At 67.9% G+C, this 17,828-nt stretch carries 16 protein-coding genes; 7 read left to right on the top strand and 9 right to left on the bottom strand.

All coding sequences use genetic code 11. The features are described 5' to 3' along the window. The first annotated feature begins 55 nt into the window (after positions 1 to 55). Entirely contained in the window at positions 56 to 1,582 is a 1,527-nt protein-coding gene (gene guaB, locus V5F63_RS05815; protein ID WP_209488058.1) for an IMP dehydrogenase, read from the top strand. Positions 1,583 to 1,611: 29 nt separating this feature from the next. On the opposite strand, the gene V5F63_RS05820 is transcribed toward guaB, so the two are convergent. Beyond that, complete coding sequence (locus tag V5F63_RS05820) at positions 1,612 to 2,073, bottom strand: ion channel (protein WP_209488059.1); 462 nt, start codon at positions 2,071 to 2,073, stop codon at positions 1,612 to 1,614. A 270-nt stretch (positions 2,074 to 2,343) separates the two neighbouring features. Between V5F63_RS05820 and V5F63_RS05825 the strand changes: the two genes are divergently transcribed. Beyond that, the gene (locus V5F63_RS05825; protein WP_394102516.1) at positions 2,344 to 3,195 is read left to right on the top strand and encodes a sulfotransferase family protein; all 852 of its coding nucleotides are present in this window, start codon (positions 2,344 to 2,346) and stop codon (positions 3,193 to 3,195) included. On the opposite strand, the gene V5F63_RS05830 is transcribed toward V5F63_RS05825, so the two are convergent. From V5F63_RS05830 to murA, 7 genes are all read right to left on the bottom strand, one after another. Then, positions 3,126 to 3,425: a hypothetical protein gene (locus tag V5F63_RS05830; protein ID WP_394029890.1), complete on the bottom strand. Its 300-nt coding sequence runs from the start codon at positions 3,423 to 3,425 to the stop codon at positions 3,126 to 3,128. The two genes, V5F63_RS05825 and V5F63_RS05830, sit on opposite strands and share 70 nt — an antisense overlap. Before the next feature lie 108 nt (positions 3,426 to 3,533). Continuing rightward, the gene (ppx, locus tag V5F63_RS05835) at positions 3,534 to 5,060 is read right to left on the bottom strand and encodes an exopolyphosphatase (RefSeq protein WP_394029889.1); all 1,527 of its coding nucleotides are present in this window, start codon (positions 5,058 to 5,060) and stop codon (positions 3,534 to 3,536) included. Between the two features lies 1 nt (position 5,061). Continuing rightward, complete coding sequence (locus V5F63_RS05840) at positions 5,062 to 7,248, bottom strand: RNA degradosome polyphosphate kinase (RefSeq protein ID WP_209488063.1); 2,187 nt, start codon at positions 7,246 to 7,248, stop codon at positions 5,062 to 5,064. A 106-nt stretch (positions 7,249 to 7,354) separates the two neighbouring features. Further along, positions 7,355 to 8,107: an HdaA/DnaA family protein gene (locus V5F63_RS05845; protein ID WP_245327399.1), complete on the bottom strand. Its 753-nt coding sequence runs from the start codon at positions 8,105 to 8,107 to the stop codon at positions 7,355 to 7,357. 4 nt (positions 8,108 to 8,111) lie between these two features. Next, positions 8,112 to 9,326 carry an AI-2E family transporter gene (locus tag V5F63_RS05850; protein WP_245327401.1) on the bottom strand — a complete coding sequence of 405 codons (1,215 nt, stop codon included), beginning with the start codon at positions 9,324 to 9,326 and terminating at the stop codon, positions 8,112 to 8,114. A gap of 57 nt (positions 9,327 to 9,383) precedes the next feature. Beyond that, positions 9,384 to 9,914: a CDP-alcohol phosphatidyltransferase family protein gene (locus V5F63_RS05855; protein ID WP_209488064.1), complete on the bottom strand. Its 531-nt coding sequence runs from the start codon at positions 9,912 to 9,914 to the stop codon at positions 9,384 to 9,386. A gap of 74 nt (positions 9,915 to 9,988) precedes the next feature. Then, positions 9,989 to 11,278, bottom strand: coding sequence for a UDP-N-acetylglucosamine 1-carboxyvinyltransferase (gene murA, locus V5F63_RS05860; RefSeq protein ID WP_209488065.1), 1,290 nt, complete (start codon positions 11,276 to 11,278; stop codon positions 9,989 to 9,991). A gap of 596 nt (positions 11,279 to 11,874) precedes the next feature. Here murA and V5F63_RS05865 point away from each other — a divergent pair. The 5 genes from V5F63_RS05865 (at position 11,875) to gmk (ending at position 16,655) form a co-directional block, all read left to right on the top strand. Beyond that, positions 11,875 to 12,111, top strand: a complete 237-nt coding sequence (locus tag V5F63_RS05865) for an acyl carrier protein (protein ID WP_012115109.1) — start codon at positions 11,875 to 11,877, stop codon at positions 12,109 to 12,111. A gap of 109 nt (positions 12,112 to 12,220) precedes the next feature. Further along, positions 12,221 to 13,483, top strand: coding sequence for a beta-ketoacyl-ACP synthase II (gene fabF / locus V5F63_RS05870; RefSeq protein ID WP_209488066.1), 1,263 nt, complete (start codon positions 12,221 to 12,223; stop codon positions 13,481 to 13,483). 149 nt (positions 13,484 to 13,632) lie between these two features. After that, positions 13,633 to 14,985 (top strand): endolytic transglycosylase MltG, encoded by a 1,353-nt coding sequence (gene mltG, locus V5F63_RS05875; protein WP_245327403.1) that lies wholly within the window; start codon positions 13,633 to 13,635, stop codon positions 14,983 to 14,985. A gap of 93 nt (positions 14,986 to 15,078) precedes the next feature. Beyond that, positions 15,079 to 15,948 (top strand): YicC/YloC family endoribonuclease, encoded by an 870-nt coding sequence (locus V5F63_RS05880; protein WP_209490257.1) that lies wholly within the window; start codon positions 15,079 to 15,081, stop codon positions 15,946 to 15,948. A gap of 11 nt (positions 15,949 to 15,959) precedes the next feature. Next, positions 15,960 to 16,655, top strand: coding sequence for a guanylate kinase (gene gmk / locus V5F63_RS05885; protein WP_394028934.1), 696 nt, complete (start codon positions 15,960 to 15,962; stop codon positions 16,653 to 16,655). 14 nt (positions 16,656 to 16,669) lie between these two features. Here the strand turns inward: gmk and rnd are convergent, their stop codons facing one another. After that, positions 16,670 to 17,818 (bottom strand): ribonuclease D, encoded by a 1,149-nt coding sequence (gene rnd, locus V5F63_RS05890; RefSeq protein ID WP_209488067.1) that lies wholly within the window; start codon positions 17,816 to 17,818, stop codon positions 16,670 to 16,672. Between the last annotated feature and the right edge of the window lie 10 nt (positions 17,819 to 17,828).

A 17,828-nucleotide genomic window follows, 5' to 3' on the forward strand; every position in this document is an offset into this window, starting at 1 on the left:
CTCGTTCCGGCCCCGATCCAGCGGTCGCGTTCCGCGCCGCCACCAGGAGTTGGCCATGACAACCCCCAATGGGACTGCGCATTCGTCCGCGATCGACAGCCGCTCGCGCTTCCGCGAGGCGCTGACCTTCGACGACGTGCTGCTGACGCCCGGCGCCTCCGAGGTGATGCCCGGCCAGGTGGATATCTCCACCCAGCTCACCAAGACCATCAGCCTCAACATGCCGATCATCTCCGCGGCGATGGACACCGTGACCGAATCGCGTCTCGCCATCGCCATGGCGCAGGCTGGCGGTATCGGCGTGATCCACCGCAATCTCTCGCCGGAGATGCAGGCCGAGCATGTGCGGCAGGTGAAGAAGTACGAATCGGGCATGGTGGTGAACCCCGTCACCATCCATCCCGACCAGCCGCTTTCCGACGCGCTGGACCTGATGAAGCGCTATTCCATCTCCGGCATTCCGGTGGTGGAGCGGGGCACCGGCGGCATCGCCGGCCGCCTGGTCGGCATCCTCACCAACCGCGACGTGCGCTTCGCCCGCGATCCCGGCCAGCGGGTCGCCGAACTGATGACCAAGGACCGTCTGGTCACCGTCCGCGAGGGGCAGGTGAATCAGGACGAGGCCAAGCGCCTCCTGCACCAGTACCGCATCGAGAAACTGCTGGTGGTGGATGCTGACGACCGCTGCGTCGGCCTCATCACCGTGAAGGACATCGAGAAGGCGGTGGCCTATCCCAGCGCCGCCAAGGACGAGCAGGGCCGCCTGCGCGTCGCCGCCGCGACCACCGTTGGGGAGGACGGCTTCGAGCGTACCGAGCGTCTGATCGACGCGGGCGTGGATCTCGTGGTGGTGGACACCGCCCACGGCCATTCGCGCAAGGTGCTGGACCAGGTGGAGCGCATCAAGAAGCTCTCCAACCGCACCCAGATCCTTGCCGGCAACATCGCCACCTCCGACGGCGCCAAGGCGCTGATCGATGCGGGTGCGGATGCGGTGAAGGTCGGCATCGGCCCCGGCTCCATCTGCACCACTCGCATTGTCGCCGGCGTCGGCGTGCCCCAGCTCACCGCCGTGATGGACGCGGTGGAGGCGGCGCTCGCCACGGGGACGCCGGTGGTTGCCGACGGCGGCATCAAGTTCTCCGGCGATCTCGCCAAGGCACTGGCGGCGGGCGCCTCCGCCGCCATGGTGGGCTCGCTCCTCGCCGGCACCGACGAGAGCCCGGGCGAGGTCTTCCTGTTCCAGGGCCGGTCCTACAAGTCCTATCGCGGCATGGGCTCGGTGGGCGCCATGGCCCGCGGCTCGGCCGACCGCTACTTCCAGGCCGAGGTGCGCGACACCCTGAAGCTGGTGCCAGAAGGCATCGAGGGGCAGGTGGCCTACAAGGGGCCGGTCGGCGCCGTGCTGCACCAGCTCGCCGGCGGCCTGCGGGCGGCCATGGGCTATGTGGGCGGGTCCAATCTCCAGGAGTTCCGCGAGCGCGCCCGCTTCGTGCGCATCTCCTCGGCCGGCCTGCGCGAGAGCCACGTCCACGACGTGACCATCACCCGCGAGAGCCCCAACTATCCGACCAGCGTCTGACGCTGTTTGAGTGTTCACACCGGCGCGGCTCAGCCCGCGCCGGCGGCACCCCCGCCACGCATGCGAACCACGAATTCCACCAGGAAGGCCGTGGACCAGGCCACCATCATGGGGCCGATGAGCGATTCGAAACCGGCCACGGCCCGAAAGGCCCTTTTGATGCTCACGCCATCGGGACCGAGCGTGGTGTAAGTGGAGAGTGAATAATAGATGGCGTCGCGCGGGTCGCCGATGGCGTCGAGCAGCACATAGGCGCCGGCCCAGATGCACACCTCCGCGAGATGCACGAGGCTGAGGCTGAGCACCGTAGCGCTGATGATGACGGCTTCCACGAATACATGGTCCGCATAGACCTTGCCGCTGATCCGATGGCTCAGCCTCCGGCGGATGATCGCCAGGCCGATGGCGTGGGTGCACACCGTGAGCATCGCCAGCACGATGCAGACCATCGCCACCGCCAGCATCGCGCCCGAACCAATCGTCCCGTCCATATCCCGTTTTCGCTCCGTCACGTGACACACTACGTGTGAGCTTAGCACCGGCCGGTGCGATCTCACGTGTCGAGGCAAGATGTCACCGAGCGTGAGCGGGGCGGCACGCGGCGGAAACGTCACGAAACGGATGTTTACAAACGGTATCTATTCCCTTCTTCCGCAGCGGAATACCCCTGGGGTAACTTGGATTCCAAGGGTGGCACAGGAGGGGACCGACAGGCTCCGCGAGGCGGAGCCGTCCCGGCCTCTCGCGCCGGAGCCGCTCCAATGTTCGCCTCTCAGCCTCGCTTGGATTTTGCCGTCGTCGGCGTTCAGAAGGCAGGAACGACCGCACTTTTCCATTTCCTGTCCCAGCATTCCCGCATCGCGATGCCGGGCGACAAGGAACTGCACTTCTTCGACGACGACCGCCGGTGCTGGGCGCGCCCGGACTATCGCGACTACCTCTCACGTTTTCCCCGGCGGCGGGGCGCGATCCGTGGCGAGGCGACGCCCTCCTACATCTGGTGGCCGAACACGCTTGAGCGGCTGTGGTTGCATAATCCCCATGTCCGGATCATCGCCCTGTTCCGCGATCCGGTGGCCAGGGCCCATGCCCACTGGCGCATGAGTCGGGCGAACGGCAGGGAGCCCCTCGATTTTTCCAGCGCCATCCGGGCAGAGCGGGGCCGGCTCCCGGCCGGCACTGCCGACGATGGGCGACGGCACTATTCCTATGTGGAGCGCGGCTTTTACGGCGCTCAGGTGGAGCGCCTCCTGTCCATCTTCCCCCGCAGCCAGGTTCTGATGCTCCGCCAGGACGATCTGGCGCAGCACCACGGGGAAACCCTCGCGCGCGTGTTCGATTTTCTCGGACTTGAGAGGGAGTACGTCGCGCCGGATCGGATCTTCGATGGCGCCGCCGACCTGCCGGTCAGCGCCGCGGACGAGGCCTTTCTTGCGAACGCCTATGCCGCGGACCTCGAACGCTTTTCCGCGCTCAGCCGGCTCGACGTATCCCGCTGGCCGAGCGCCGACCCGGACCGGCGCATCATCGCGCCGGACGGGTGTCAGACGTTTCGGCGGGAGTCTTTCGGCGGCGTCACATCGATCATGCCGCTCTCGTCCGGCGTGCCGTAGCCGCGGGTCTCGCGCAGGTCGATGACGCGGAATGAAAAGCCGCCGTTGCGCTTCATGCCCGGCGCGCGGCCGGTGACGAGCGCATAGACGCCGCCGCCAAGAACCAGGGCGGTGATGACGATGCCGGCCACCAGGATGAGGCCGCCGACAAGCGTAAACAGGGCGAGGCCCACGAGACCCGCCACCACAAGGCCGGCGATACCGCCGAAGATGTTCACGAGCTGTTTCATGATTGAAAGGGTGTCGGCCAATTCGGGCGGAATTCCGAGCGGAGACACCGGGGCACCAGCAACCTTTGCGTGATCGCGGCCTTGGCCTGACCGAAAGGGAAGGGCGGCTCAGTCCGCCGCCCCCTCCTCATATTGCTCCAGCGCGGGCTCACGTCCAATGAGCCGGGCGAGCTGGCGCAGGCGGTTCTGCACGCGTTCGTTGACGAGCGACACCAACGTCTTCGGCACGCTCAGCACCAGCTGGTCGCCGCGCACCTTCAGCGGCATGCGGGGCAGGATGCCCGGCATCGCGGCGGACAGCACATAGCCGACCCGCATGGCCGCCCCGAGGATGCGGGCGCGGTCCAGCATTCCGGTGGTGACAAGCTCAAGGATGCGGGTGTCGCTTTCGTCGGCGCCGAGGCCCACGTGACGGAAATAGACCGACAGCGCCACGTAAGCCCGGCCGGGATGATCGATGCCGGCGAAGGCGGCATGGGCGATCATGTTGAGGCTCTGCTCGCCGCGATAGTCGGGATGGGCGCGCCAGCCCACATCCGCGAGCAGGCAGGCCGCGCGGCGCAGGCGGCGCTCCTCGTCCGCTTCCTCCAGCACCGGGGCAGAGGCGAAGAAGCCGTCGGTCCAGGCCACCAGTTCCTCGCCGTGCAAGGGCGAGCGGGAGCGCAGGACATTCATCTCCGCCGCCGCGATGAGCAGCGGGTCACCGGCCCGCTCGGCCTCGGGCAGCAGCGAATAGAGCAGGCCCTCGCGCACGCCGAGGGCCGAAATGACCACCTCGGACGGGCGCCCCTGCCGCACGATGTTCTCCAGCACGAGCGCGCCATAGGCGAGCAGCGGGCGCCGCGCGTCGGAGATCACGTCGATATGGGCCAGCGCTTCGGTGTCGGCACGATGGACGATGCGGGTGAAGTCCAGCGCCTCGCGGGCCGGTATCACATAGCCGTGCATCACATGCAGCGGATAGCCCTTCGTGAACATGTGCAGACGCGCAAGGGCCCGCCATGTGCCACCCACCGCATAGAAGGTGCGGCCGGCGAGGCCGTCCAGAACCTGCGCCTCGGGGATGGTGTCGCGGACGATCTTCTCCGCCTTGCGCGTCGAGCGCGACGAGCGATCCTGAAGGGCGAGGCCGCCCAGCGGCAAGGTCACGCCCGTGCCGACGCAGCCGGCTTTCACGTCCACCAGCTCCAGCGAGCCGCCGCCCAGATCGCCGACGATGCCGTCCGGCGCGTGCACGCCGGAGACGATGCCATAGGCCGCGAGTTCCGCCTCGCGCTTGCCCGTCAGCAGCTCGATGCGGGTACCGCAGATGGCCTCGCACTCGGCGATGAAGGCCGGTCCGTTCTGGGCATCACGCGCGGCGGCGGTGGCGAGCGCATGGATCTCGCCCACCTGCATGGCGTCGCAGAGCGCGCGGAAGCGCTTCAGCGCGGCGAAGGCGCGATCGACCGCATCCTGCGGGAGCCGGCCGGTGGAGAGGACCTCCCGGCCGAGCCCACACAGGGCCTTCTCGTTGAAGATCGGCGTCAGGGCACGGTTGAGCCCCTCGTACACGACGAGGCGCACCGAGTTGGAGCCGATATCAATGACTGCGACCGGCGCCCCAAGGGACAGCCGGCCGGGCGCCTGCGTCAACTCAGCGCCCGCCTCCCCGGCGGACGAAGAGGCTGCGCGGCGAAGAATCCTTGAGAGACTTTCCACGGCCGGACAAGCTCGGATTGGTCATGAAATACTGATGGGCGTTGAACGGCTCCTCGCCCGGCGCCGGGACTATGCGTTCGGAGGAGCCATCCGGCAAGACACGCCAGCTCTGCTGGTTGTCGATAAGGTTCGCAACCATGATCTGGTCGAGCACCTGCTCGTGCACGGTCGGGTTGGTGATGGGGCACAGGGTCTCGACCCGGCGGTCGAGGTTGCGCGGCATCAGGTCCGCCGAGGAGATGTAGACGATGGCGTTCGGGCTGGGCAGGCCATGGCCGCCGCCGAAGCAGTAGATGCGCGAGTGCTCCAGGAAGCGCCCGACGATGGACTTCACCCGGATGTTCTCGCTCAGGCCCGGGATGCCCGGCCTGAGGCAGCAGATGCCGCGGATGACGCAATCCACCTGCACCCCGGCCGCGCTCGCGGCATAGAGCGCGTCGATGATCTCGGGGTCCACAAGCGAATTGCACTTCAGCCAGATCGCCGCCGGACGGCCCGCCCGCGCGAACTCGATCTCGTCCGCGATGTGCTTCATCAGCCGCGGCTTGAGGAAGGACGGCGACACGGCCATCGCGTCGAGCTCATCGGGCGTCGCATAGCCGGTAATGAAGTTGAAGATGCGCGCCACGTCCTGGGCGATCACCGGATCGGCGGTGAAGAAGGAGAGGTCGGTGTAGATGCGCGCGGTAATGGGGTGGTAGTTTCCGGTGCCCACATGCACGTAGGTGGCGAGCTGCGAGCCCTCGCGGCGCACCGCCATGGAAAGCTTGCCGTGGGTCTTCAGCTCGATGAAGCCGAAGACCACCTGCACGCCGGCGCGCTCCAGGTCACGCGCCCAGCGGATGTTGGCCTCCTCGTCGAAGCGCGCCTTCAGCTCCACCAGCGCCGTCACCGACTTGCCGGCTTCGGCCGCCTCGGCGAGCGCCTTCACGATGGGGCTGTCGGATGAGGTGCGGTACAAGGTCTGCTTGATGGCGACGACATTGGGGTCGCGGGCGGCCTGGCGCAGAAACTGAACCACCACGTCAAAGGATTCATAAGGGTGGTGAACCAGAATGTCCTTCTCGCGAATAGCGAGAAAGCAGTCTCCGCCGTGGTCGCGGATGCGCTCGGGAAATCGGGCGTTGTAGGCCTGGAACTTCAGGTCCGGCCTGTCCACCGAGACGAGCTGCGAAAATTCGTTCAGCGCGAGCACGCCGTCCACCACGAAGATCTCGTCGTCGTTCACCCCAAGCTCGCGGGCGACGAAGATGCGCAGTTCGTCCGGCATGGCGGCGTCGGCCTCCATGCGGATCACCTCGCCGTACCGGCGCTGCTTCAGCGCGGTCTCGAACAGGCGCACGAGGTCTTCCGCCTCTTCCTCGATTTCGAGGTCGCTGTCGCGGATGACGCGAAAGACGCCCTGTCCCTTCACGGCGTAGCCGGGGAAGAGGCGGGCGATGAACAGGCCGATCATCTGCTCGAGCGTCATGAAGCGCAGCGTGCCGGCGCCCTGGTCCGGCAGGCGGATGAAGCGGTCGACCTTGGCCGGAATGCGGATGAGCGCGTTCATCCCCCGCCCGTCCGACTGGCGCACCAGCTGGAGCGCCAGCGAGAAGCCGAGGTTGGGAATGAAGGGGAAGGGGTGGGCCGGATCGATGGCGAGGGGGGTCAGCACCGGGAAGACATGGTTGAGGAAGTGCCGCTCCAGCACGTCCATGTCCTCGGGCGTCCCGTCCGTGCCGTCCACCAGCACGATACCGGCGCCGGCGAGGTCTCGCCGCAGTTCGCGCCAGCGGCCCTGCTGGTCGGCGATCAATTGCGCGGCGGCCGCGAGAATGGTGTTCAGCTGCTCGGAAGGGGTGAGCCCGTCCGGGCTCGGGGTCTGGACGCCTTCTCGCACCTGTTCCTTCAGGCCCGCCACGCGGACCATGAAGAATTCGTCGAGGTTGTTGGCGGAAATGGAGAGGAAGCGCAGTTGCTCCAGTAGCGGGTGATTGCGGTTCTCCGCTTCCTCCAGCACGCGGCGGTTGAAGCCGAGCCAGGAAATCTCGCGGTTGATGAACCGCTGCGGGGATTGCGCGAGCGGGCTTTCCACTTCGGCGACGATCTCGGTGTCGGAGAGAGCTACAGCCTCGTTCATGCCCATTCGCTCCGTCGCTCCCTCAACGCCTCAATGGCGGAAACCGGCCGGACCATGGCCGGCTTGCATGACCACTCTATGACATTGCGCCGGCCTTGCGCGTTCCTCAATCATCGCCCACCGGACCGGCGCCGCCGGGCGCATCGTCTGGATGGTCGCCGAATGCCTCGGCGTCGAGCGCGGACGCCAGCACCTGGGCCGCGAGGGCGCGCGTCACCGGCCGCCGGGCGGCCAGCGCCGCCTGGTCCAGCGCCTCGACAATGCGCTGCGCGCCGGCCACTGAACGCGGAATCCGCAGCAGGAGATATTGTACGGTCGCCTCGTCCACAGCGAGCTGGCGGTCGGCGAACAGCTTCACCAGCACCGCGGCCAGCAGCGCATCGTCCGCCGGGGCGATCTCGAACACCGGAATGGCGCGCAGACGGGAAGCGAGGTCCGCGGTGGCGAGCGCGAAGCCGGAGGGCAGCGTGCGCGCGGTCATCAGCAGGTAGGCCTGCTGCTCGCGGGCGAGATTGAGCAGGTGGAAGAGGGCCGGCTCGCTGAAGGTCGCCGGGTCGAGATCCTCGAGCACCAGGGCATCGTGGGCGAGGGCGGCCGGCACCGACTCGCGCACGAGGTCACGGGCAGCGAGCGTCAGGGCGCCCGACCGTTCGGCGAAGATGGCGGCTAGGTGGCTCTTGCCCGAGCCGTCCGGCCCGACAAGGCAAGCGACGCGCGAGGGCCAGTCCGGAAACGCATCGATGAGCGCGAGCGCTGCCGCGTTGCCGGGGGCCGCAAGGAAATCCTCGCGGCGGAGCGCCGGCTGGTTGGGCAGGTCGAGGGCAAGCTGTCGCGGCGGTCCGGCCGGGAGACGGGGCATGATGTCAGCGCGCCTCGGCCGGCGGATCTTCCTCATCCGCGGCGCCCTGGTAGAGCGAGGATTGCATGTATCTGGCGATGGCGAAGCGCACGAGCACCCCGGCCACCGCCGTCAGCGGCACCGCCAGCAGAAGGCCGACGAAGCCGAACAGGTAGCCGAAGGCGAACAAGGCGAACATCAGCCACACCGGATGCACGCCGATGCTGTCGCCCACCAGTTTGGGCGCGAGCACGTAGCCCTCGATGGTCTGGCCGGCGACGAAGATGGCGAGCACGGTGCCGATCATGCCCCAGTCGGGAAAGAACTGGACGATGGCCACGCCCATGGCCAGCACGAAGCCGGTGAGCGATCCCACATAGGGGATGAAGGTGATGACCCCCGAGACGATGCCGATGAGCAGCCCGAAGTTGAGCCCCACCATGGACAGGGAGATGGCGTAGAAGCCGCCGAGCAGCAGGCAGACCGTGGCCTGGCCGCGCACGAAGCCGGCCACCGCATTGTCCATGGCGCGGGCGAGGCCGCGCACCACCGGGCGATGCGGTACAGGCACCAGCCGGTCCACCAGCCCAACCATCTCGTTCCAGTCGCACAGGATGTAGAACACAACCACCGGCGTCACCACCAGCAGCGCGAACAGGGCGACGAGTGCCTGTCCGCCGGACCAGACCGAGGAGAGCAGGGTCAGCACATGGCTGACGCCCTGGGTCATCAGGTCCGAGATGGAGCGCTGCATGTCCGGCAGTCGGTCGCCGACGATGCCGCTCAGCCATTCCCGGTTCTCTTCGGTCAGAAGGCCCTGAAGGCGCGTCACATAGGAGGGCAGGCGCTGGATGAACTCGAACAGCTGCGACGACAGGATCGGCAGCGCCAGCAGGAAGAACAGCATCACCAGCAGCAGCATGATCCCCACCACCACGAGGGCGGAGAGGGTGCGTGCGACGCCGATGTGCTCCAGGCGGGCGACCACCGGATTGAGGAAATAGGCGAGCACGATGCCTGCCACGAAGGGCAGGAGGATGCCGGACAGCAGCCAGAGGATAAGGGCGGTGAGCAGTAGCGCGCCCACCCAGAAGCGGGCCTGAATGCGCACCGATGTCCCCTCCATTCCCGGATGGATCGGCACGGGCATGCGGGGCAGGCGGGCGAAAGCTGCGCTGCGCCGCGCCGGCGACGTCGGGTCGCTGCGGAGTTCCGGCATGCGCGTGCGGTCGCCGTCCATCACCTTGCGCCTTTCAACCGGCCGCCCGAAGGAGAGCCGATCCTGAACCGTCGCCCCTCAGCTTGCCATATGGCGCGTCCATGCGGCGAGATAGGCAGCGGCGGAAAGGCCCGTCAAGAGGCCGACCAGCACCAGCCCGAGATCGTACAGCCCCGGCACGGCCACGCCGAAGCCCGCGCTGGCCAACACGACGGCCGCGAAGCTGATCTGCGCTGCCGTGTTCACCTTGGAAATCAGCAGGGGGCTGATCGTCACCGGCTTCGCCATCACCAGCGAGAGCACCACCGCGCCAATGATCATGACATCCCGCGAGACGACCGCGATGGCGACCCAGCGTGGAATGAGCCCCACCACCGCCAGCGTCACGTAGATCGAGACGAGCAGCGCCTTGTCCGCGACCGGGTCGAGATAGGAGCCAAGCTCGGTCTGCATCTGGAAGCGCTTGGCGATGAAACCGTCGAGCGCGTCCGATACCCCCGCAGCAAGGAACAGCCAGAAGGCGAGGAGCGGCTCGCCCGAGGCGATGGCCCACACCACGGCCGGCACCAGGAAGATGCGCAGCAAGGTGATGATGTTGGGGATGCTCAAGGCTCTTCCGCCACCCTGATAGCGTTGAAAGGCCAGCCGTTGCGAGAAGAGCGCGGGCGCTCCGCGCTCCGCCCTCAGGCGCTGATGCGCTCGATCTCCGCGCCGCAGCGCGACAGCTTCTCTTCCAGCTTTTCGAAGCCGCGATCGAGGTGATAGACGCGCTGCACCATGGTCTCGCCCTCGGCGGCGAGGCCGGCGATGACGAGGGAGACCGAGGCGCGCAGGTCGGTGGCCATCACCGGTGCGCCTGTCAGCCGCTCCACGCCCTCCACGACGGCGGTGTCGCCGTCGAGGTGGATACGGGCACCGAGGCGCGCCAACTCCTGAACATGCATGAAGCGGTTCTCGAAGATGGTCTCGGTGATGCGTGAGCGGCCCTTCGCCTTGGTCATCAGGGCCATGAACTGGGCCTGCAGGTCGGTCGGGAAGCCGGGATAGGGGGCGGTGGAGACGTCCACCGGCAGGATGCCGGCGCCGTTGCGGCGGACACGAATGCCCTCGTTGGTGGCGTCGATCTCCGCGCCGGCGTGGCGCAGGGTCTCCAGCGCGTCCTCCAGGAGGTCCGGCCGGGCGCCGGCGAGCATCACGTCACCGCCGGTCATGGCGGTGGCCATGGCATAGGTACCGGTCTCGATGCGGTCGGGCAGCACCGCGTGGCGGGCCGCCTTGAGGCGCGGCACGCCCTCGATGCGGATGGTGGACGTGCCGGCCCCCTCGATGCGCGCGCCCATCTTGATGAGGCAGTCGGCGACATCGACGATCTCGGGCTCGCGCGCGGCATTCTCGATCACGCTCTCGCCGCGGGCGAGGGCGGCGGCCATCAGCGCGGTATGGGTCGCGCCCACGGACACCTTGGGGAAGACGATCCGGGCGCCGGTGAGCCCGCGCGGGGCCTTGGCCAGCACGTAGCCGGCGTCGATCTCGATGTCCGCGCCCAGCGCGCGCAGGGCGTCGAGGTGGAAATCCACCGGCCGCGTGCCGATGGCGCAACCGCCCGGCAGCGAGACCTTGGCGACGCCCATGCGGGCGAGCAGCGGCCCCACCACCCAGAAGGAGGCGCGCATCTTCGACACCAGCTCGTAGGGCGCGACCGTGTCCACGATGACGCGGGCATCGATCTCCAGCGTCTGGCCGGCGTAGGGGTCGTCGCCGTTGCGCTTGCCGTTGGTGGTGATATCCACGCCGTGATTGCCGAGGATGCGCTGCAGCAGGGCCACGTCCGCAAGACGGGGGACGTTTTCCAGAATCAGCTTCTCCTCGGTCAGGAGGCTGGCGATCATCAGCGGCAGGGCTGCGTTCTTCGCGCCCGAGATGGGGATGGTGCCCTTCAGCTCGTTGCCGCCGACGATGCGAATCTTGTCCATGCCGTCCTGTCCTTGCCTTGCGAGCGGCGCCCCCTGAGCCGGCCGTAAGCGGATGTAAGAGGAAAGCTCTAGCCCGGCTCGCCCTCTGGCACAATCGCGGGCTTCCCCTCCGACGGGGCGCTGCTACCACCCGTTGCGGGATTTCCACCGGAAGCCTCGGTGGAAGAGGCGGTCGGCGCGGAGGGAGTATCGCTCTCCTGTGGTGCGCGGCGCGCACGAGCCTGCGACTTGCGACGCTGGAGATTGGCGCGCAAGGCGGCGGCGAGGCGGTCCGATCGATCCGTGTCAGAGGCCATGATGTTCCCTTTTCGTCCCATTAGAGGGGGTGCCGAGCCGGCGCAAGGGCACCCTTTCTCCTTACCTTTGCGTGCATTGCTGGCCTTGCCGCGGGGAGTGTGCTAACGAGCCCAATTGCTGGGCCGGGGGAAAGCGTGCGTACGGGCGCTGCACCATCCGCGCGCGGCGCGAGGACGAACCGCTGAAATCTCGTCTCCTTCGCGACGGAGGGGGACTGGGCACGGCGGAAAAAAGGCATTATGCCCTCCTCCAGCCGCCGAACGGCAACGGGATTATCCGAACAACCGAGGGTTCGATCTATGAGTGACATCGCCGAGCGGGTGAAGAAGATTGTCGCGGAGCACTTGGGAGTTGAGCCCGAGAAGGTCACGGAGAGCGCCTCCTTCATCGACGATCTCGGCGCCGACAGCCTCGACACCGTGGAACTCGTGATGGCCTTCGAGGAGGCCTTCAACTGCGAGATCCCGGACGATGCCGCCGAGACCATCCTGACTGTGGGCGACGCGATCAAGTTCCTGGAAAAGAACGCGGCTTGATCCATACGCGTGTCCATCTGGCGGTCGCGTGGCGCTCGGCGCCCGCGGCCGTTGTTGCACCGGGCCGCGCGCCAGGGGCGCCGTTCGCCCGCCTCCCGGAGTTTTTCCCATGAGACGTGTTGTCGTCACCGGCCTCGGCATGGTGACGCCGCTCGCCTGCGGCGTCGAGCCGACCTGGCGGCGGCTGCTTGCCGGCGAAAGCGGTGTCAAGGCGATCAGCCATTTCGAGGTGTCCGACCTCGCGTGCAAGATCGCGGCGAACATCCCGCGCGGCGACGGGTCCGACGGCACCTACAATCCCGACCAGTGGATGGAGCCGAAGGAGCAGCGCAAGGTCGATGAATTCATCGTCTTCGCCATGGCCGCGGCCACCCAGGCGCTGGACGACGCCGGCTGGCATCCCACGGAGTACGAGGACCAGATTGCCTCGGGCGTGCTGATCGGCTCCGGCATCGGCGGTATCGAGGGCATAGCGGAAGCGTCCCTGCTCCTGAAGGATCGCGGCCCGCGCCGCATCTCGCCCTTCTTCATCCCCGGCCGGCTCATCAATCTCGCCGGCGGCTACGTCTCCATCACGCACGGCCTCAAGGGGCCGAACCACGCGGTGGTCACGGCCTGCTCCACCGGCGCCCATGCCATCGGCGACGCCGGCCGGCTGATCGCTCTCGGCGACGCCGACGTGATGGTCGCGGGCGGCACCGAATCGCCGGTCAACCGGCTCTCCATCGCCGGCTTCGCCGCGTGCAAGGCGCTCTGCACCGCGTTCAATGACGACCCCATTCACGCCTCGCGCCCCTACGACAAGGACCGGGACGGCTTCGTCATGGGCGAGGGCGCCGGCGTCGTGGTGCTGGAAGAGCTGGAGCACGCGAAGGCGCGCGGCGCCAAGATCTATGCCGAGCTGGTCGGCTACGGCCTGTCGGGCGATGCCTTCCACATCACCGCCCCGTCCATGGACGGCGACGGCGCCTACCGCTGCATGTCGGCGGCGCTGAAGCGGGCGGGCCTGACGGCGGACGACATCGACTACATCAACGCCCACGGCACCTCCACCATGGCCGACGAGATCGAGCTCAAGGCGGTGGAGCGGCTGCTCGGCAATGCGGCGGCCAAGACCGCCATGTCGTCGACCAAGTCGTCCATCGGCCATCTGCTCGGGGCCGCGGGCTCGGTGGAGGCGATCTTCTCCATCCTCGCCATCCGCGACCAGATTGCCCCGGCGACGCTCAATCTCGACAATCCGTCGGTGGAGACGCCGATCGATCTGGTGCCGCTGACGCCCAAGCCGCGCAAGATCGACGCCGTGCTCTCCAATTCCTTCGGCTTCGGCGGCACCAATGCGTCGCTGATCTTCCGCCGCTACGACGCCTGATACGGCCTGCGGTCGGGCGGGAGCCCGGCCGCACGACGCTGGGACAGCCTGCCCCCGTCACGCCCGAATGTCCCTTTAGCAAGCCGCCAAAAGGTGGCTGACTGCTCCGCGCAACGCGAGAGCTTAGGCCGACGACAAGGGAGCCCGGGATGGCCCAGTCCAACGACGGATCATCGACGCGCGAGGAGCCGGAGAAGGACGCACCGCGCGACGCGGCTTCGTCATATCCCCCGTCTTCCGACCAGGCCGCTTCGCCAGTGCAGTCCGGTCCCGGTGAGGATTCACCGCTCCTGCCGAAAGGGCAGGTCCGCCCGCCCGAGGCCATCGCCTCGGCTCCGCCGCGCCCGCCTGCCGCTCCGCCCATGCCGACAGGTCCCACCCGCAACACCAAGCAGCGCAAGGCGCCTCCGCGCAGGCCGCCGCCGAAGCCGCCCCGGCCGTCGCGCAGCGCGCGGCATCCCGCCGTCACCATCGGCAGCGGCATCTTCACCTTTCTGCTGTTCGCCTTCGTCGCCGTGGGGCTTGCCGGCTGGTATGGCCAGCGCGCCTTCACCGAGCCTGGACCGCTCACCGCCGACAAGGTCGTCAACATTCCGCGCGGCGCCGGCGTGCGCGACATGGCCGAGATTCTCGAGCGCGAGGGCGTCATCCAGAGCTGGGTGCTGTTCGTGGCCGGACAGAAGATTTCCCGCCCGGATGCCTCGCTGAAGGCAGGCGAATACGTTTTCAAGCCCGGCCAGTCGGTGGCGAGCGTGATCGACACCATCGCGTCCGGCAAGGTCGTGCTGCACCAGGTGACCATTCCCGAAGGGCTGACCAGCCAGCAGGTGGTCAAGCGCCTGATGGACAATGACCTTCTCACCGGCACCCCCGCCGTGCCCCAGGAGGGCACGCTGCTGCCCGAGACCTACCGCATCCATCGCGGCATGACCCGTGATGCCGTGCTCCAGGAGATGGCGGACGCGCAGAAGAAGTTGCTGGCCACCATCTGGGCGAAGCGCGCGCCGGACGTGCCGCTCAAGAGCCCGCAGGAACTGGTAACCCTCGCCTCCATCGTCGAAAAGGAGACCGGGCAGGCCGACGAGCGACCCAAGGTCGCCGCCGTGTTCGTCAACCGCCTGGCGCGGAAGATGCGGCTGCAGTCCGACCCGACCATCATCTACGGCATCGTCGGCGGACGAGGCTCGCTCGGCCGGCCGATCTCGCGCACGGACATCGCCACAGCAACCGCCTACAACACCTATGCCATCGACGGACTGCCCCCCGGCCCCATCTGCAATCCGGGCAAGGACGCTCTGATGGCGGCGGCCAACCCGCCAAAGACGAAGGATCTCTTCTTCGTCGCCGACGGCACCGGCGGCCACGCCTTCGCCGAGACGCTGGCCGACCACAACAAGAACGTCGCCCGCTGGCGGGCGATCGAACAGGGCGCCCCCCCGGCGCAGGGCGGCCAGCCGCCCGCTGCCCCGGCCGCCACACCTGCGGCCCCCCCAGGCCGCTGAACGAACACGGAGACGGCCATGGCCGCGGGACCGATCATCAAGCGCGCAGCCGTCTCGGCTGGGAAGGTGGAGCCGCGGACGCCGCTCGCGAGCATGACCGGCTTCGCGCGCGTCTCGGGCTCGCACGGTCCGTGGCGGTTCGGCTGGGAGGTGCGTTCGGTGAACGGCAAGGGCCTCGATCTGCGCCTGCGCCTGCCGCCCGGCTTCGAGGCGCTTGAATCCGACGTGCGCAGCCGAACCGGGCAGGTGCTGTCGCGGGGCTCCGTCGCCGCCAACCTGACGGCCTCCCGCGAGGGCGAGGCCTCCGCCGTCCGCGTCAACCAGGGGGCGCTGGAGGCCCTCTACCGCGCCATGTCCGAGAGCGCGCGCCGCCTCGGGGCCGCCGCGCCCACCCTTGATTCGCTCCTCGCCGTGAAGGGCATGGTGGAGATCACCGAGGCCGAGGACAGCGAGGCGGAGCGCGGCGCGCTCATAGCCGCCGTTCTCGACGCCTTCGACCGGGCGCTGGCCGAACTCGGCGCCATGCGGGAGCGGGAAGGCAGCGCGCTCAACGCCATCCTCACAGAGCGCCTCGATGCCATCACCGGCCTCGTCTCCCGGGCCGAGCGCCTGCCGGAGCGGTCCGTGGAGGCGGTGCGGGCACGCATCGCCGATCAGCTCCGGGTGCTGATGGAGGCCGCCTCCCTCGATCCCGAGCGTCTCCACCAGGAGGCGATTCTGGCCGTCACCAAGGCCGACGTGCGCGAGGAACTGGACCGCCTTGTCGCCCACATCGCTCAGGCGCGAGACCTGATGGCCGCCGGCGGCCCTGTCGGGCGGCGGCTCGATTTCCTCGCGCAGGAGTTCAATCGCGAGGCGAATACCCTGTGCTCCAAGTCCAATTCCGTGGCGCTGACGCAGATCGGGCTTGACCTCAAGCTGCTCGTGGATCAGTTCCGCGAGCAGATTCAGAACCTAGAGTGAAGTCCGCCGCGATGCCCAATTCAGCACCCCCTTCCGTGTCCTCGCACTTCGCGCTGCCGGGCTGGAAGCCGGGAGCCGGTGTGCTTGCCCGCCGCGGATTGATGCTGGTGCTCTCCTCGCCTTCGGGGGCGGGCAAGACCACGCTCTCCCGCCTGCTGCTCAAGAGCGATGACCGCATCACCATGTCGGTCTCGGTCACCACCCGCGCGCCGCGACCGGGCGAGGAGCACGGCAAGGACTATTTCTTCGTCGATCGCGACACCTTCCACCGGATGCGCGACGAGGGTGAGCTGCTGGAACATGCCACCGTGTTCGAGAATCTCTATGGCACGCCACGCGGGGCCGTGGAGCAGGCGTTGTCTGCCGGGCGGGACGTGCTGTTCGATATCGATTGGCAGGGCACCCAGCAGTTGGGCGAGAGCGCGCAGCAGGATCTGGTGAAGGTCTTCATCCTGCCGCCGTCCGCCGCCGACCTGGAGCAGCGGTTGCGGTCACGGGCGCAGGATTCGGAAGAGGTCGTCCACCAGCGCATGGCCAAGGCCTCGGACGAGATCAGCCACTACACCGAATACGACTACATCATCATCAATCACGACGTGGAGGACAGCCTCGCCAAGCTCACCGCCATCCTGCAGGCCGAGCGGCTGAAGCGGCGCCGGCTGACCGGATTGTCCAGCTTCGTGAAGGGCCTGCGCGACAACCTCTGAAGGATGCGGTCCTGCTATTTCTGGACCGCTACTACCTTGCCCTTGTCGACGGCTAGGGCGAGCTGCCCGGCCTTGAGCGCGAGGGCGTGGACCCCGAACAGCTCGCGCCGCCAGCCCTTCAGCGCCGGCACATCGGCCTCGTCGCTCACCGCGATGCGCTCCAAATCCTCGGTGGTGGCGATCACCTTGGCGGCGACCGCGTTCTGCTCCGCTGTCATGCGCAGCAACACCTTCAGAAGCTCAACCGTGGCATTGGCGCCATTGGGCAGGGGCTTGTCCCGCTCGATGCGGGGCAGCGTCTTCGGGTCGCGGGCGACGCCGCGCTTCACGGCTTCCAGAACCGCTTCGCCATAGCGTGAGCGCTCGAAACCTTTGGGCAGCGAGCGCAACTCGGCCAGCTTCTCCGGGGTCTGCGGCTGCTGCACCGCGATCTCGCCGATCACTTCATCCTTGATGACGCGGCCGCGCGGCAGGTCGCGCGTCTGGGCCTCGCGCTCGCGCCAGGCAGCGACCTCCACGAGAACCGCCAGCTCGCGCGGCTTGCGCACGCGGGACTTCAGCCGCTCCCACGCCTGCTCGGGATGCTGCTCATAGGTGGCGGGTGAGGTGAGGACGTGCATCTCCTCGCCGACCCACTCGCCGCGGCCGCGGGCATCGAGATCCGCCGTCAGCTTGATGTAGATGTCCCGCAGGTGGGTGACGTCGGCGATGGCGTAGGCGATCTGCGCCTGGCTCAGCGGCCGCCGCGACCAGTCGGTGAAGCGCGAGGACTTGTCCAGGCTGTGGCCCACCGTGCGCTGGACCAACTGGTCGTACGAGATGCTGTCGCCGTATCCCAGCACCATGGCCGCCACCTGCGTGTCGAACACGGGGTGGGGAATCAGCCGGGCCTGATGCCAGATGATCTCGATGTCCTGCCGCCCGGCATGGAACACCTTCATCACCCGCTCATTGCCCATGAGCCGATAGAAGGGCGCGAGGTCCAGGCCTTCCGAAAGCGCATCGATGAGGATGGCTTCCTCGGGCGATGCGACCTGCACCACGCACAGCTTCGGCCAGAAGGTGCTTTCTCGCAGGAATTCGGTGTCGACAGTGACGAAGGGGTGTCGCGCAAGACGCTCGCAGGCAGCTGCCAGCGCCTCAGTCGAGGTGATGGGATCCATGCTTCAAACA

Source organism: Xanthobacter wiegelii, assembly GCF_043193855.2.
In the GTDB taxonomy this organism is placed as follows: domain Bacteria; phylum Pseudomonadota; class Alphaproteobacteria; order Rhizobiales; family Xanthobacteraceae; genus Xanthobacter; species Xanthobacter flavus_A.